Here is a 14,148-nt window from a genome sequence, read left to right on the forward strand (position 1 = left end):
CTGTTTCATGACGGATAAGTCGAATGATGACCGAATGGCTAGCCAAGAGCCAGCATCGGATAGCTGAACAGGGTGAAATGCACCAGGTTCAGGCCAAAATGGCAGAGCACCGCCGCCGCCACGCCGCCCCAGCGGTACGCCAGGCCGTAGCCGATACCGGCAAGGGTGGCCAGGTACACCCATTGCCAGCCGGCCCCCAGGTGTGCCAGGCCGAACAGCAAGGCGGCGGCGAACAATGCCAGCCCTTGGTGGCGCAGCAGCCGTTGCAGGCCGGCCTGGATGTAACCACGGAACAACAGTTCTTCGGTCAGGCTTACCAGCAGCAGGTTGTTCAGCAGCCATAGCCAGGCCTGGTCGGGCCATTTCGGGGCCCAGCCCAGCATGCCCATTGCCCAGGCGCCGCCCAGGCAGGCGAGCAGGGTCAGGGGCAGGGCGTACAGCAGGCTGGTCGCCAGGCCCTGGCTACGCCACAGGAACAACCAAGGGCAGGCCAGCAGCAGCCAGGCGCCGATCAGCGGTTTGTCCAGGTTCAGGTACATCGTGAAGGGCAGGGCGCCAGGGCTGAGGACAACGCCGTCGATGACCTTGGCAGCGTTGAAGCCGGGCAGCCAGTGCAATGCCAGGGCGATGGCCAGTAGGATGAACAACGTGTGGCCGAGGGCTTGTTGCCAGCGCTGGGGGCGGCGAGCGAGCAGGGCGCTGGCAAGCAGGGCGAGAAAGGTGGGCAGGGTAGTGATGCCGAGGTTGCCGTGGCTCAGGGCGAGGGTGTAGCCGAGTGCCAGCAGAAGCAGGGTGAACAGGTTGGAACGGGGCACGAGTAGTCCTTCTCGGGTAAGCAGAAACGGGCCGCTACGCGTCGCTTGTAGGAGCGGCCTTGTGTCGCGATGGGCCGCATGGCGGCCCCAGATTTCAGCTCCGCCGCCGCTATCGAGCGGGGCCGCTGCGCGCCCCATCGCGACACAAGGCCGCTCCTACAGGCGATGGGCTGCACAGCAGCCCCAAGCATACGCGCCTCAACCAGCAATCAGCTGCCGCAACACATAATGCAATATTCCCCCTGCCTTGAAGTATTCCACTTCATTCACAGTATCGATCCGGCACAGCACCTCGATCTGCTCGTGCTGCCCATCCTCGCGGGTGATGCGCAAGGGCAAGCTCATGCCCGGGCGGATCTGTGTACCGTTCAAGCCCAGCACATCGATCTTCTCCTTGCCGGTCAGCCCTAGCTGCTTGCGGTTGTGCCCGGCCTTGAATTGCAGCGGCAGTACGCCCATGCCTACCAGGTTGGAGCGGTGAATGCGCTCGAAGCTTTCCGCCAGTACCGCTTTGACCCCCAGCAGGTTGGTGCCTTTGGCGGCCCAGTCGCGGCTCGAGCCGGTGCCGTATTCCTGGCCGGCGATCACCACCAGCGGCGTGCCTTCCTGCTGGTAGCGCATCGCCGCGTCGTAGATCGACAGCTTCTCGCCACTGGGCACGTGCAGGGTGTTGCCACCTTCTTCGCCCGCCAGCATTTCGTTGCGGATGCGGATGTTGGCGAAGGTGCCGCGCATCATCACTTCATGGTTGCCACGCCGTGAGCCGTAGGAGTTGAAGTCGTGGGGCTCCACGCCCTGCTCACGCAGGTAGCGCCCGGCCGGGCTGTCGGCCTTGATGTTGCCAGCTGGGGAAATGTGGTCGGTGGTCACCGAGTCACCCAGTAGTGCCAGGATCCGCGCACCCTGGATGTCGGTGACCTGCGGGGGTGGCCCGCCGATGTCGTCGAAGAACGGCGGATGCTGGATATAGGTAGAATCGGCCTGCCAAACGTAGGTGGCCGCCTGCGGTACCTCGATGGCCTGCCACTGTGCATCGCCGGCGAACACTTCGGCGTATTCCTTGTGGAACATCGCCGTGTCTACCTTGGCCACGGCAGCGGCAATTTCCTGCTGGCTGGGCCAGATGTCGCGCAGGTACACCGGTTGGCCATCCTTGCCAGTGCCCAGAGGGTCGCGGGTCAGGTCCAGGCGTACGCTGCCGGCCAGGGCATAGGCCACCACCAGTGGCGGCGAGGCCAGCCAGTTGGTCTTGACCAGCGGGTGCACGCGGCCTTCGAAGTTGCGGTTACCCGACAACACAGAAGCCACCGTGAGGTCGGCGCTGCCGATGGCTTTTTCGATCGCTTCATCCAGCGGGCCGGAGTTGCCGATGCAGGTTGTGCAGCCATAGCCGACCAGGTCGAACCCCAATTGGTCCAGATAGGTGGTTAGCCCGGCGGCCTTGAAGTAGTCGGTGACCACCTTGGAGCCCGGCGCCAGCGAGCTCTTGACCCAGGGTTTGCGTTGCAGGCCTTTTTCCAGGGCCTTTTTCGCCACCAGCCCGGCGGCCATCATCACGCTGGGGTTCGAGGTGTTGGTACACGAGGTGATCGCGGCAATCACCACGGCGCCATCGCGCAGGGTGTGGGTCTGGCCTTGATGGCTGTAGTCGATCTCCCCGGCCTGGTCGGCGTTGCCCACCGCCACGCCGCCGCCACCTTCGCTTTCCAGGCGGCTGACCTCTTTGGCCAGCGGTTTGGGTTGCAGTTCGATGAAGTGGTCGAAGGCCTGGCTGACCTGGCCCAGGGCTACCCGGTCCTGCGGCCGCTTGGGCCCGGCCAGGCTGGCCTCGACCTCTTGCATGTCCAGCGCCAGGCTGTCGCTGAACAGTGGCTCCTGGCCCGGCTGCCGCCACAAGCCCTGGGCTTTGCAGTACTGCTCGACCAGTTGCACCGTCGCCTCGGGGCGGCCGGACAGGCGCAGGTAGTCCAGGGTCACCTGGTCGACGGGGAAGAAGCCGCAGGTGGCACCGTATTCCGGGGCCATGTTGGCGATGGTTGCCCGGTCGGCCAAGGGCAGCTCGGCCAGGCCGTCGCCATAGAACTCGACGAACTTGCCCACCACGCCCTTCTTGCGCAGCATCTGCGTCACCGTCAGCACCAGGTCGGTGGCGGTGATGCCTTCGCGCAGCTTGCCGGTCAGCTTGAAGCCGATCACTTCAGGGATCAGCATCGACACCGGCTGGCCGAGCATAGCCGCCTCCGCTTCGATGCCGCCCACGCCCCAGCCGAGCACGCCGAGGCCGTTGATCATGGTGGTATGCGAATCGGTACCGACCAGGGTGTCGGGGAAGGCGTAGGTGCGGCCATCGGCCTCACGGGTCCAGACGGTGCGACCGAGGTATTCGAGGTTGACCTGGTGGCAAATACCAGTGCCCGGCGGTACCACGCGGAAGTTGTCGAAGGCGCTCTGGCCCCAGCGCAGGAAGGCATAGCGCTCGCCGTTGCGCTGCATTTCGATGTCGACGTTCTCGCTGAAGGCCTGCGGCGTGCCGTAGCGGTCGACCATCACCGAATGGTCGATCACCAGGTCCACGGGTGAAAGTGGGTTGATCCTCTGCGGGTCGCCGCCGGCCTTGGCCATGGCAGCGCGCATGGCGGCCAGGTCGACCACGGCCGGCACACCGGTGAAGTCCTGCATCAGCACCCGCGCCGGGCGGTACTGGATCTCGCGGTCGGAGCGTCGCTCGCCCAGCCATTGGGCGAGGGCGCGCAGGTCGTCGCCGGTGACGGTCTTGCCGTCCTCCCAGCGCAGCAGGTTTTCCAGCAGTACCTTCAGCGACATGGGCAGGCGCTGCAGGTCGCCCAGTTGGCGGGCGGCCTCGGTGAGGCTGAAGTAGTGGTAGGTCTGGTCGCCGACCTTGAGGGATTTGAGGGTATTCAGGCTATCGAGCGAGGGCATTGCCAACTCCTTCTGCGCAGGTGCCTGGCAAGATATGCCGGTGGCACCGCTGTGTATCGATCCGCACGGCACGGACCTGGCTGAAAGGTCAGGTTAGACCGCTTTGCGCCACCTGACCCTTTTCTGGACCGGCGGGGCGTGTCGCAGGTTCCGATCTTCCTTTATCATCGCCGCCCTGCCGGCGCCTGTGGCGCGCCAGCCGTAGTGGAGTGAGAGATGAATACCCTGTTCATGCATTGCCGGCCCGGTTTCGAGGGTGAGGTGTGCGCCGAAATCAGCGAACATGCCGCCCGCCTGGGCGTTGCCGGCTATGCCAAAGGCAAGCCGCAGAGTGCCAGTGCCGAGTTTGTCTGTAGCGAGGAGGGCGGTGCCGAGCGCTTGATGGGGGAACTGCGCTTCAACCAGCTGATTTTCCCGCGGCAGTGGGCTCGTGGCGGTTATGTCGAACTGCCGGAAAGCGACCGCATCAGTGTGCTGCTGGCGCATCTGGCCGGGTTCCCGGTGTTCGGCAGCCTGTGGCTGGAGGTGCTGGACAGTAACGAAGGCAAGGAACTGTCCACCTTCTGCCGCAAGTTCGAGGTGCCGCTGCGCAAGGCCCTGGAAAAGGCTGGCCGCCTGGTCGACGACGCCAGCCGCCCACGCCTGCTGCTCACCTTCATCAGCGGCCGCCGGGTATTTGCCGGTGTTGCTCTGGCCAGCAACAGTGCACTGTGGCCCATGGGCATCCCGCGTCTGAAGTTCCCCCGCGAGGCGCCCAGCCGCTCGACCCTCAAGCTGGAAGAGGCCTGGCATCAGTTCATCCCGCGCGAGCAGTGGGAGCAGCGCCTGGGCGATGACATGACCGGTGTCGACCTGGGAGCCTCGCCGGGTGGCTGGACCTACCAGCTGGTGCGCCGGGGCATGCTGGTGACCGCCATCGACAACGGGCCGATGGCCGAAAGCCTGATGGACACCGGGTTGGTTCAGCACCTGATGGCCGATGGTTTCACCTGGCAACCGAAGCAGCCGGTGGACTGGATGGTGTGCGACATCGTCGAGAAACCGGCCCGTACCACCTCGCTGATCGAGACCTGGCTGGGCGAGGGGTTGTGCCGTGAAGCTGTGGTCAACCTGAAGCTGCCGATGAAACAGCGCTATGCCGAGGTACGCCGTCTGCTCGACCGCATGGAGGCGACCTTCAAGGCGCGCAAGATCAAGGTGTCGATTGCTTGCAAGCAGCTGTATCACGACCGCGAGGAAGTGACCTGCCATCTGCGCCGGTTGGACTTGAAACCGCGCTGAGTTTCGGGCGCAGGGTTTGGGTTCTGTGGGGTTGCAGGTGCATGGCTTGAGTTTTTGGTTGGTGTTGAGATCGAGCGCCGCCCGCGCGGCGCTTCTCGGGGCAAGCCCGCTCCCACATCTGTTTCGGGCCAGTCACTCCTGTGAGGGCACCTGTGTCCGCCTTGTTTGTTCCATTCGATATCGAGGGGGCGCGACTGCTCTTCATCGATCTTCAGCCATGCCCCAGGGCTGCAACCCATCTGGCGCAGGAGTAATTGGCCCGAAACAGATGTGGGAGCGGGCTTGTCCCGCGAAGCGCCGCGCGGGCGGCGCTCGATCTCGACGCACACACAAACCTTAAGGCATGCGTCTGAGGCCCCTTGGTCGAAATGGCGCGATGCGCGACAATAGCGATCATTTGCGGAGCCCCCCATGACCGATTTCACCCCCGACGCCATCCTCGACGCCACCGGCCTGAACTGCCCGGAACCGGTAATGATGCTGCACCAGCACGTGCGCAACCTGGCCGCTGGCGGCCTGCTCAAGGTCATCGCCACCGACCCCTCGACCCGCCGCGATATCCCCAAGTTCTGCAACTTCCTCGGCCACGAACTGCTGCAGCAGCAGGAAGACGCCGGTACCTTCCTGTACTGGATCCGCAAGAAAGCCGACTGAACCGCTCTGGAACACGCCCGGCGTTGCGCCTACACTGCGTTCCCCAGACAGGAGAGCGCCATGCTGATAGTTGCCGACGAGAACATCCCGCTGCTCGATGCATTCTTCCAGGGTTTCGGCGAAATCCGCCGTTACCCCGGCCGAAGCCTCGATGCCGCCAGCGTAAGGGACGCCGACATTCTACTGGTGCGCTCGGTGACCAAGGTCGACCGACAGTTGCTCGAAGGCAGCCGCGTGCGCTTCGTCGGCACCTGCACCATCGGCACCGACCACCTCGACCTGAACTACTTTGCCGAAGCCGGCATCCACTGGAGCAGCGCACCGGGCTGCAACGCCCGCGGCGTGGTCGATTATGTGCTGGGCAGCCTGCTGACCCTGGCCGAGCTGGATGGCGTGGCACTGCCCGAGCGCGTGTATGGCGTGGTGGGCGCGGGTGAGGTGGGTGGCCGCCTGGTGCGGGTGCTGCACGGCCTGGGCTGGAAGGTACTGGTATGCGACCCGCTGCGCCAGGCCGCCGAGGGCGGTGACTACGTCAGCCTCGAGACCATCCTGCAACAGTGCGATGTGATCAGCCTGCACACCCCCTTGCAGCGTGGCGGCGACCACCCGACCTGGCACCTGCTGGGCCAGGCGCAGCTGGCGCAGTTGCGCCCCGGTGCCTGGCTGGTCAACGCCAGCCGTGGCCCGGTAGTGGACAACGCCGCCCTGCGCGAATTGCTGCTGGACCGCGAAGACCTGCATGCGGTGCTGGATGTGTGGGAGGGTGAGCCGCAGGTCGACCTGCAACTGGCCGACCTGTGCACATTGGCTTCGCCGCACATTGCCGGCTACAGCCTCGACGGCCGCCAGCGTGGTACGGCGCAGATCTACCAGGCGCTGTGCCGCTTCCTCGGTGTGGATGAACAGGTGCAACTGGCCGACCTGCTGCCCCGGCCGCCGCTGGCGCAGATCGAGCTGGATGCCAGCGCCGACCCGGCCTGGGCCTTGGCCACCCTGTGCCGCGCAGTGTACGACCCACGCCGCGACGATGCCGATTTCCGCCGCAGCCTCAGCGACGACCCGCAGCAGCAGCGTGCAGCGTTCGACCAGTTGCGCAAGCAGTACCCGCCACGGCGCGAGATCGAGGGGCTGGCGGTGCGCTTGCGCGGGGAGTCGCCGCAGTTGGCGCAGCTGGTCAGTGCCTTGGGTGGGGTGTTGGTCTGACAGCCATTTGAAAGCTGTGCCGGCCTCTTCGCGGGTACAGGATTCAGGCAAATAAAAACCCGGCGCAAGCGCCGGGTTGCAAGGAATTCGCCGATCAACCTTTGCGTACGCGCTCGACCCGGCTTTCTTCCAGGGCCTTGCAGGCCTGCTGGATCATCTGCTCGGTGATCGGTACTTCGCGCCCCTTCGCATCGATGATCGAACCGCACACCTGCGGTTGTGGGGTAGCCCGGGGCTTCTGGTTGTCGCTGCCATGTTGCAAGCTCATGTATTGTCTCCTCATCAGGTTCAAGCGCAGGTTAACCCTGTGCCGTGACTGGCCTGTGACAGTACCTGCAGGGTCACGGCAGGCACAGTCCAACAGAAACGTCAGTAAAGCTCCATAGCCTGGTTAGACCGATAGGCTATAGCAACCCTGAAAGGGTTCCACAGGCGTGGATGAGTGGTAGGCTGCGGTTTCCCGCCAATGTGGTCAGCGCCATGCCCGAATCGGTTTCCCCGCGTCAACGCCGAGCCTTGCGCCTGGGTTGGCAGTTTGTCCGTCCGTACCGTCGCCAGGTGCTGCTGGCCTTGCTGGCCCTGGTAGTCACCGCCGCCATCACCCTGTCCATGGGCCAGGGCATCCGCCTGCTGGTGGACCAGGGCTTCATGACCCGCTCCGCGCATCAGCTCAACCAGACCATCGGCCTGTTCCTGCTGCTGGTGTTGGCCCTGGCGGTGGGTACCTTCAGCCGCTTCTACCTGGTGTCGTGGATCGGCGAGCGCTGCGTGGCCGATATCCGTCGGGCCGTGTTCGACCACCTGATCGGCCTGCATCCCGGGTTTTTCGAAGACAACCGCAGCTCCGAGATCCAGTCGCGGCTGACCGCCGACACCACCTTGCTGCAATCGGTAATCGGCTCTTCGCTGTCGATGTTCCTGCGCAACGCGCTGATGGTCATCGGTGGCGTGGTGTTGCTGTTCATCACCAACCCCAAGCTCACCAGCATCGTGGTGGTGGCCCTGCCGCTGGTGCTGGCGCCGATCCTGCTGTTTGGCCGCCGGGTACGCAGCCTGTCGCGGCAGAGCCAGGACCGGGTGGCCGATGTGGGCAGCTATGTGGCCGAGACCCTCGGGCAGATCAAGACCGTGCAGGCCTACAACCACCAGGCGCATGACCGCCAGCTGTTCGCCGGCACGGTCGAAGCGGCGTTTGCCGTGGCCCGGCAGAGGATTGCCCAGCGCGCCTGGCTTATCACCCTGGTGATCGTGCTGGTTCTGGGAGCGGTGGGGGTGATGTTGTGGGTTGGCGGCATGGACGTGATCGCCGGACGTATTTCCGCGGGCGAACTGGCCGCCTTCGTGTTCTACAGCCTGATCGTAGGCAGCGCTTTCGGCACCCTCAGCGAGGTGATCGGCGAGTTGCAAAGGGCGGCGGGCGCCGCCGAGCGCATTGCCGAACTGTTGGCGGCGCGCAGTGCAATCCTGCCGCCCGCCGTGGCGCAGGTGCTGCCGCAGCAGCGGGCCAGTGGGCGTATCGAACTGCAGCAGTTGGTGTTCGCCTACCCGTCACGGCCCTCGGTGGCAGCTGTCGATGGCCTGAGCCTGACCATCGAGCCGGGGCAGACCGTGGCGCTGGTGGGCCCGTCGGGGGCGGGCAAGTCGACCTTGTTCGATTTGTTGCTGCGCTTCTACGACCCCCAGCAGGGGCGCATCCTGCTCGATGGCCGGGCGATCACCGAACTCGACCCCGATCACCTGCGCCAGCAGTTCGCCCTGGTGGCACAGAACCCCTCGCTGTTTCGCGGCACGGTCGAGGCCAACATCCGCTATGGCCGGCCCGAGGCGACCCTGGCCGAGGTCGAGGCAGCCGCCCGGGGTGCCCATGCCGACGCATTCATCCGGCAATTGCCGCAGGGCTACCAGACACCGCTGGGCGAGGGCGGCATCGGCCTGTCCGGCGGGCAGCGGCAGCGCTTGGCCATTGCCCGTGCGTTGCTGGTCGATGCGCCGATCCTGTTGCTGGACGAAGCCACCAGCGCACTCGACGCACAAAGCGAACACCTGATCCAGCAGGCGCTGCCCAGCCTGATGGCCGGGCGCACCACACTGGTGATCGCCCATCGTCTGGCTACGGTCCAGCATGCCGACCGTATCGCGGTCATCGACAAGGGCCGGCTGGTGGCGGTGGGGACGCATCGCCAGTTGATCGAAGAGAGCCCGCTTTATGCGCGGCTGGCGGCCTTGCAGTTCAACACGGGGTAGCTTGCAGTGGCCTTGTAACATTTCTGTAGTATTTGCCTGAGAGTATCTAGCTCAACTGTTGCGTAAGTGCTCGACCTGGCTGCCATTGCTTGATGGCAGCCTTTTTTTGGCCTGCCCGCAACCGGGCTGCGTTGCGCCTTGTTGCCAGCTTGCGCGGCCCTCCGGTCTTCCTCCTGCTTTCCGAGATCCAAGATGTTGCGTAAATCCCTCAGAGTGCAAATTCTCTCCCTGCTCGGCGGCAGTCTGGTGGCGATGTTGCTGATCGCCCTGGTGTGCTTCCAGTTCCTTTCGTCCAGCGTGCGCGGCTATGCCGAGTTGGTCGATGGGCCGCTGCGGGCCTCGCAATTGATCGACGAAGCCAACCTGCAGTTCAAGATCCAGGTGCAGGAATGGAAGAATGTGCTGTTGCGCGGGCGCCAGCCGGCTGACATGGACAAGTACTGGCAGCAGTTCCAGGCTCGCGAGCAGCAGGTGCAGCAACTGCTCGGGCAATTGATCGACAGCAGCGACGCCAGGCTCAAGGCGCCGCTGCAGCAACTGCGTGACAGCCACCGGCAGTTGGGCCAGGCCTATGCGCAGGGTCGCCAGGCATTCCTGGCGGCGGGCGGCGACCCGGTGGCCGGCGATCTGGCGGTCAAGGGCGTGGACCGCGCCGTCAGCGAGCAGATGAGCGAACTGGTCGAGCAACTGCGTGCCGAAGCTCGTCAGCACGCCGCCAGGCTGAGTGCCGGTGCCGAGCGCACGGTATGGCTGGGCCTGCTGGTGATGCTGGCCTCGGCCGTGTCGGTGGGGCTGCTCAGCCTGTGGCTGGTCAACCGCAGCCTGATCGAGCCGATCCGCCAGTTGATCGAGTATGTCGCGCAGCTGAGCCAGGGCCGCTTTGCCGCCCGGGTAGACAGCCGGCGTGAGGACGAACTGGGCCGTCTGGCGCGGGCCGCCAACACCCTGCGCGATTTCCTCGCCGACACGGTCGGCCGGCTGCATGACAACGCCCAGGAACTGGAAGGTGCCAGCGGCCAGCTGCGCAGCATCGCCGGCGACATGGCCCGTGGTACCCACGACCAGTTCCAGCGCACCGACCAGGTGGCCACGGCCATGCACGAGATGTCCGCTACTGCCCAGGAGGTCGCCCGCCACGCCGCCGAGGCCGCCCGCGCGGCGGACGATGCCGATCACAGTGCCCAGGCGGGCGAGCAGGTGATGCAGCAGACCATCGACATCATCGGCGCGGTCAACCGCGAAATTGCCGGCACGGCGGCGGTGATTCGCGACCTGGAGCATGACAGCGCGCGCATTGGCAAAGTCCTTGAAGTGATCCGCGGCATTGCCGAGCAGACCAACCTGCTGGCGCTCAACGCGGCCATCGAAGCGGCCCGTGCCGGCGAGGCCGGGCGAGGTTTTGCGGTCGTCGCCGATGAAGTGCGCAGCCTGGCCCAGCGCACGGCGGCGTCGATCGCCGAGATCCACCAGATCATCGAGGCGGTGCAGTCGGGGGCGTTGGAGGCGGTCAAGGCCATCGAAAGCGGCCAGCAGCGCAGCGAGGAGGGTGCCGAGCAGGTGCAGCAGGCCGGGCAGATGCTGCAGCGCATCACCCTGGCAGTGGAAGCGATCCGCGACATGAACCGGCAGATCGCCACGGCGGCCGAAGAACAGACCAGCGTCGCCGAGGACATCTCCTGCAACCTGATCGAAATCACCCGCATCGCCACGGCAAACCAGCAAGCGGTGCAGCATACCGAACAGGCGGGGCAGCGCCTGCATGGGTTGTCGGGGCAGCTGGGTGAAGTCACCTCCCGCCTCAGCGCCTGACGCCCTGTCATGCCTGACGCGGTCCCTGTAGGAGCGGCCTTGTGTCGCGATGGGCCGCAAGGCGGCCCCAATGTCTCGGCAACAGTGCTGATATCGCAGGGGGCTGCTTTGCAGCCCATCGCGACACAAGGCCGCTCCTACAAGGGCAGCGCAAGGCGGGGAAATCCGCCATTTCATTGCAGTGCATCCGGCCCCCCTGGCGGATTGTCGCCATCTACCCCGTCGCCCGCCCCCTGTATTCACTGCTCCAGACCCAGTTGGCACGTTCCCTGCTCAAGGCGGCGCGCGTGTACACAACAACTGGATAACATCAATGAAGAAATTCCTGCTGACGTTCCTCTGCCTGGGCGTCATCGGCTGCTCCAAACCCGCGGAACCGGAAAAGACCGTCGACGTGCTGCTGATCGGCGGTGGCATCATGAGTGCCAGCCTGGGTACCTACCTCACCGAGCTGGAGCCCTCCTGGAAGATCGACGTCTACGAGCGCCTGGACCAGGTGGCCGAAGAAAGCTCCAATGCCTGGAACAACGCCGGGACCGGTCACTCCGCGTTCTGCGAGTTGAACTACACCAGTGTGGGCAAGGACGGCAATATCGATATCAGCAAGGCCGTGGGGGTCAACGAGCAGTTCGAGGTGTCCAAGCAGTTCTGGGCCTACCAGGTCGAGCAGGGCGTGCTGAGCAACCCGAAGTCGTTCATCAACAACGTGCCGCACATGAGTTTTGTCTGGGGTGACGACAACGTCGCCTTCCTGCACAAGCGCGTCGACGCCCTGCAGCACAGCTCGCTGTTCCGCGGCATGGAAATCTCCGAAGACCACGAGCAGATCCGCAAGTGGGCGCCGCTGGTGATGGAGGGCCGTGACCCGGGGCAGAAGGTCGCCGCCACGCGCATGGCCATCGGTACCGACGTGAACTTTGGCGAAATCACCCGCCAGTTGTTCGCCGCGATGACCCGCAACCCCAATGTGTCGCTGAACCTGCGCCATGAGGTGCGTGACATCGTGCGCAACGACGACGGCACCTGGCATGTGCGGGTGGCCGATCTGGCCAACGGCGGCGAGGAAAAGGCCGTCAACGCCCGCTTCGTGTTCATTGGTGCCGGTGGTGGCGCGCTGAAGCTGCTGCAGGAGTCGGGCATCCCTGAAGCCGAAGGCTATGCCGGCTTCCCGGTTGGTGGACAGTTCCTGATGACCGATAACCCCGACCTGGTCGCCCGCCACCAGGCCAAGCTGTACGGCAAGGCCTCGGTTGGCGCGCCGCCGATGTCGGTACCGCACCTGGACACGCGGATGATCGATGGCAAGCAGGTGCTGCTGTTCGGCCCGTTCGCCACCTTCTCCACCAAGTACCTCAAGCACGGCTCGCTGCTGGACATGTTCGCTTCGCTGAACAGCCACAACGTGCTGCCGATGGTCAATGCCGGTATCGACAACATCGACCTCAGCACCTACCTGATGGGGCAGCTGATGCTCAGTTTCGATGACCGCATGAACGCGCTGCGCGAGTACTTCCCCAACGCCAAGAACGAAGACTGGAAGTTGCTGCAGGCCGGCCAGCGGGTGCAGGTGATCAAGAAGGACCCGGTCCTGGGCGGTGTGCTTCAGTTCGGTACTGAAGTGGTGGCGGCGCAGGACGGCAGCATCGCTGCGTTGCTGGGAGCTTCGCCGGGTGCCTCGACAGCGGCTCCGATCATGCTGACCGTGCTGGAAAAGACCTTCAAGGACCGTATCCAGTCGCCAGCCTGGCAGGCCAGGCTCAAGGAAATCGTACCGAGCTATGGGCAAAAGCTGAACAACAACCTGGCGCTGACCAACCAGACCCGGGCATGGAGCAGTGAACGCCTGCAGTTGCTGTATGTGCCGGTGGAGGCCGAGCAAGCGTTATGACCGGTTGACGCAGCCCTTTGTAGGAGCGGCCTTGTGTCGCGAGAGGGCTGCGAAGCAGCCCCGGCGATATGTGCAGCGGTGCCGGAATCTGGGGCCGCTTTGCGGCCCATCGCGACACAAGGCCGCTCCTACAGGGACTTGTCAAGGCACAACAAAAAGCCCGCACAAGGCGGGCTTTTTGACGAGGATTTGGTCGGAGAGACAGGATTCGAACCTGCGGCCTTCTCGTCCCGAACGAGACGCGCTACCTGGCTGCGCTACACTCCGATGAAGGAAATCCTACTGCATACTTTTTTTGCACGCAAGCCCTTGTTGTTAAAAGGGCCTTTGCAAAAAACAGGCTGCGATCAGAGCTCTTTGACGGTGCGGATCTGGTCCTTGTTCAGGCGCGTGCGCTTGCCGTCCAGCTGCTCGAATTCGTAGAAGCCCGAGTCTTCATCGTACTTCGGTGTGTCGGTGGCCTGAATTTCGCGACCGTCGTTCAGGGTAATGACGGTTGGCGATGCGCAGCCAGCGAGGGCGCCCAGGCCCAGGGCGAGCAGGAAGGCGGGTAGGGTCCGTTGAATCATCGTGTTTCTCCAGTGCGATGGTGCTAGATGACATTAAGACGCAGGGCGTCCACGCAAGTTCCGTCTACAGTGCAGCATAGCGGCAAACCTGTGGCATTGATCGAGGGCAAGGGCCACGGGCGCCAAGCTGTGATGGGCGCGTGCTGTGTTATAACTGCGGCCATCCCATCTTCTTGTGACGGACCCCCATGAAAGCCAAGGCAGATACCCCCTTCGTGCCGCTGAACATCGCCGTGCTCACAGTCAGCGACACCCGCACCTTCGACACCGATACCTCCGGCCAGATGTTCGTCGACCGCCTGGGCGCGGCTGGCCATCGCCTGGCCGAGCGCGTGCTGCTGAAAGACGACCTGTACAAGATTCGCGCCCAGGTCGCCACCTGGATTGCCGATGACAGCGTGCAGGTGGTGCTGATCACCGGCGGCACCGGCTTTACCGGCCGCGACAGCACGCCCGAGGCCGTGGCCTGCCTGCTTGACAAGCAGGTAGAAGGCTTTGGTGAGCTGTTCCGGCAGATTTCCGTGGCCGACATCGGCACCTCCACCGTTCAGTCGCGCGCCCTGGCCGGGCTGGCCAACGGTACCCTGGTGTGCTGCCTGCCAGGTTCGACCAACGCGGTGCGCACCGGTTGGGACGGTATCCTCGCCGAGCAGCTGGACGCCCGTCATCGCCCGTGCAACTTCGTGCCGCACCTGAAGCAGGCAGCGGCCTGCGACAGCCGTGGCTGAGGTTACCCAGGCCCGGC

General features: G+C 64.7%; 11 protein-coding genes, 1 tRNA gene and 1 pseudogene. 8 read left to right on the plus strand and 5 right to left on the minus strand.

Annotation, left to right across the window (positions count from 1 at the left end; genetic code table 11):
• Positions 1-38 precede the first annotated feature (38 nt).
• Both CAG18_RS14980 and acnA read right to left on the minus strand, forming a co-directional pair.
• Positions 39-815 (minus strand): CPBP family intramembrane glutamic endopeptidase, encoded by a 777-nt coding sequence (locus tag CAG18_RS14980; RefSeq protein WP_085721121.1) that lies wholly within the window; start codon positions 813-815, stop codon positions 39-41.
• Between the two features lie 198 nt (positions 816-1,013).
• Positions 1,014-3,755 (minus strand): aconitate hydratase AcnA, encoded by a 2,742-nt coding sequence (acnA, locus tag CAG18_RS14985; RefSeq protein ID WP_015269511.1) that lies wholly within the window; start codon positions 3,753-3,755, stop codon positions 1,014-1,016.
• A 216-nt stretch (positions 3,756-3,971) separates the two neighbouring features.
• On the opposite strand from acnA, the gene rlmM reads away from it, so the two are divergent.
• The 3 genes from rlmM to pdxB all read left to right on the plus strand — a co-directional run bounded on the left by rlmM (position 3,972) and on the right by pdxB (position 6,893).
• Positions 3,972-5,036, plus strand: a complete 1,065-nt coding sequence (gene rlmM, locus CAG18_RS14990) for a 23S rRNA (cytidine(2498)-2'-O)-methyltransferase RlmM (protein WP_015269512.1) — start codon at positions 3,972-3,974, stop codon at positions 5,034-5,036.
• A gap of 411 nt (positions 5,037-5,447) precedes the next feature.
• Entirely contained in the window at positions 5,448-5,690 is a 243-nt protein-coding gene (gene tusA, locus CAG18_RS14995) for a sulfurtransferase TusA (protein ID WP_003248727.1), read from the plus strand.
• 60 nt (positions 5,691-5,750) lie between these two features.
• Positions 5,751-6,893 carry a 4-phosphoerythronate dehydrogenase PdxB gene (gene pdxB, locus CAG18_RS15000; RefSeq protein WP_015269513.1) on the plus strand — a complete coding sequence of 381 codons (1,143 nt, stop codon included), beginning with the start codon at positions 5,751-5,753 and terminating at the stop codon, positions 6,891-6,893.
• Positions 6,894-6,987: 94 nt separating this feature from the next.
• Here the strand turns inward: pdxB and CAG18_RS27105 are convergent, their stop codons facing one another.
• A complete protein-coding gene (locus CAG18_RS27105; protein ID WP_178075720.1) occupies positions 6,988-7,161 on the minus strand; it encodes a PA1571 family protein in 174 nt (57 codons plus the stop codon).
• A 212-nt stretch (positions 7,162-7,373) separates the two neighbouring features.
• On the opposite strand from CAG18_RS27105, the gene CAG18_RS15005 reads away from it, so the two are divergent.
• From CAG18_RS15005 to mqo, 4 genes and pseudogenes are all read left to right on the plus strand, one after another.
• Entirely contained in the window at positions 7,374-9,137 is a 1,764-nt protein-coding gene (locus tag CAG18_RS15005; RefSeq protein WP_085721122.1) for an ABC transporter transmembrane domain-containing protein, read from the plus strand.
• 765 nt (positions 9,138-9,902) lie between these two features.
• Positions 9,903-10,013 (plus strand): annotated as a pseudogene (locus tag CAG18_RS27505) (hypothetical protein); the annotation flags it as partial.
• A 228-nt stretch (positions 10,014-10,241) separates the two neighbouring features.
• Complete coding sequence (locus tag CAG18_RS27510) at positions 10,242-10,946, plus strand: methyl-accepting chemotaxis protein (RefSeq protein ID WP_371807313.1); 705 nt, start codon at positions 10,242-10,244, stop codon at positions 10,944-10,946.
• Between the two features lie 313 nt (positions 10,947-11,259).
• Positions 11,260-12,834, plus strand: coding sequence for a malate dehydrogenase (quinone) (mqo, locus tag CAG18_RS15015; protein WP_085721124.1), 1,575 nt, complete (start codon positions 11,260-11,262; stop codon positions 12,832-12,834).
• Positions 12,835-13,024: 190 nt separating this feature from the next.
• Here mqo and CAG18_RS15020 read toward each other — a convergent pair.
• Positions 13,025-13,101, minus strand: a tRNA-Pro gene (locus CAG18_RS15020).
• Between the two features lie 80 nt (positions 13,102-13,181).
• Positions 13,182-13,403, minus strand: coding sequence for a YgdI/YgdR family lipoprotein (locus CAG18_RS15025; RefSeq protein ID WP_013971697.1), 222 nt, complete (start codon positions 13,401-13,403; stop codon positions 13,182-13,184).
• 188 nt (positions 13,404-13,591) lie between these two features.
• Here CAG18_RS15025 and moaB point away from each other — a divergent pair, with 188 nt between their 5' ends.
• On the plus strand, positions 13,592-14,131 hold the full coding sequence (gene moaB / locus CAG18_RS15030) for a molybdenum cofactor biosynthesis protein B (protein WP_085721125.1): 540 nt from the start codon (positions 13,592-13,594) through the stop codon (positions 14,129-14,131).
• Positions 14,132-14,148 lie beyond the last annotated feature (17 nt).

It is taken from the genome of Pseudomonas sp. B22(2017), assembly GCF_002113105.1.
Taxonomy (GTDB): Bacteria; Pseudomonadota; Gammaproteobacteria; order Pseudomonadales; family Pseudomonadaceae; genus Aquipseudomonas; species Aquipseudomonas asiatica.

Excerpts from the sequence above, each read along its gene's own strand:
- acnA (WP_015269511.1), bottom strand. The coding sequence starts at position 3,755 with ATGCCCTCGCTCGATAGCCTGAATACCCTCAAATCCCTCAAGGTCGGC.
- rlmM (WP_015269512.1), top strand. The coding sequence starts at position 3,972 with ATGAATACCCTGTTCATGCATTGCCGGCCCGGTTTCGAGGGTGAGGTG.
- tusA (WP_003248727.1), top strand. The coding sequence starts at position 5,448 with ATGACCGATTTCACCCCCGACGCCATCCTCGACGCCACCGGCCTGAAC.
- pdxB (WP_015269513.1), top strand. The coding sequence starts at position 5,751 with ATGCTGATAGTTGCCGACGAGAACATCCCGCTGCTCGATGCATTCTTC.
- CAG18_RS27105 (WP_178075720.1), bottom strand. The coding sequence starts at position 7,161 with ATGAGCTTGCAACATGGCAGCGACAACCAGAAGCCCCGGGCTACCCCA.
- CAG18_RS15005 (WP_085721122.1), top strand. The coding sequence starts at position 7,374 with ATGCCCGAATCGGTTTCCCCGCGTCAACGCCGAGCCTTGCGCCTGGGT.
- CAG18_RS27510 (WP_371807313.1), top strand. The coding sequence starts at position 10,242 with ATGTCCGCTACTGCCCAGGAGGTCGCCCGCCACGCCGCCGAGGCCGCC.
- mqo (WP_085721124.1), top strand. The coding sequence starts at position 11,260 with ATGAAGAAATTCCTGCTGACGTTCCTCTGCCTGGGCGTCATCGGCTGC.
- CAG18_RS15025 (WP_013971697.1), bottom strand. The coding sequence starts at position 13,403 with ATGATTCAACGGACCCTACCCGCCTTCCTGCTCGCCCTGGGCCTGGGC.
- moaB (WP_085721125.1), top strand. The coding sequence starts at position 13,592 with ATGAAAGCCAAGGCAGATACCCCCTTCGTGCCGCTGAACATCGCCGTG.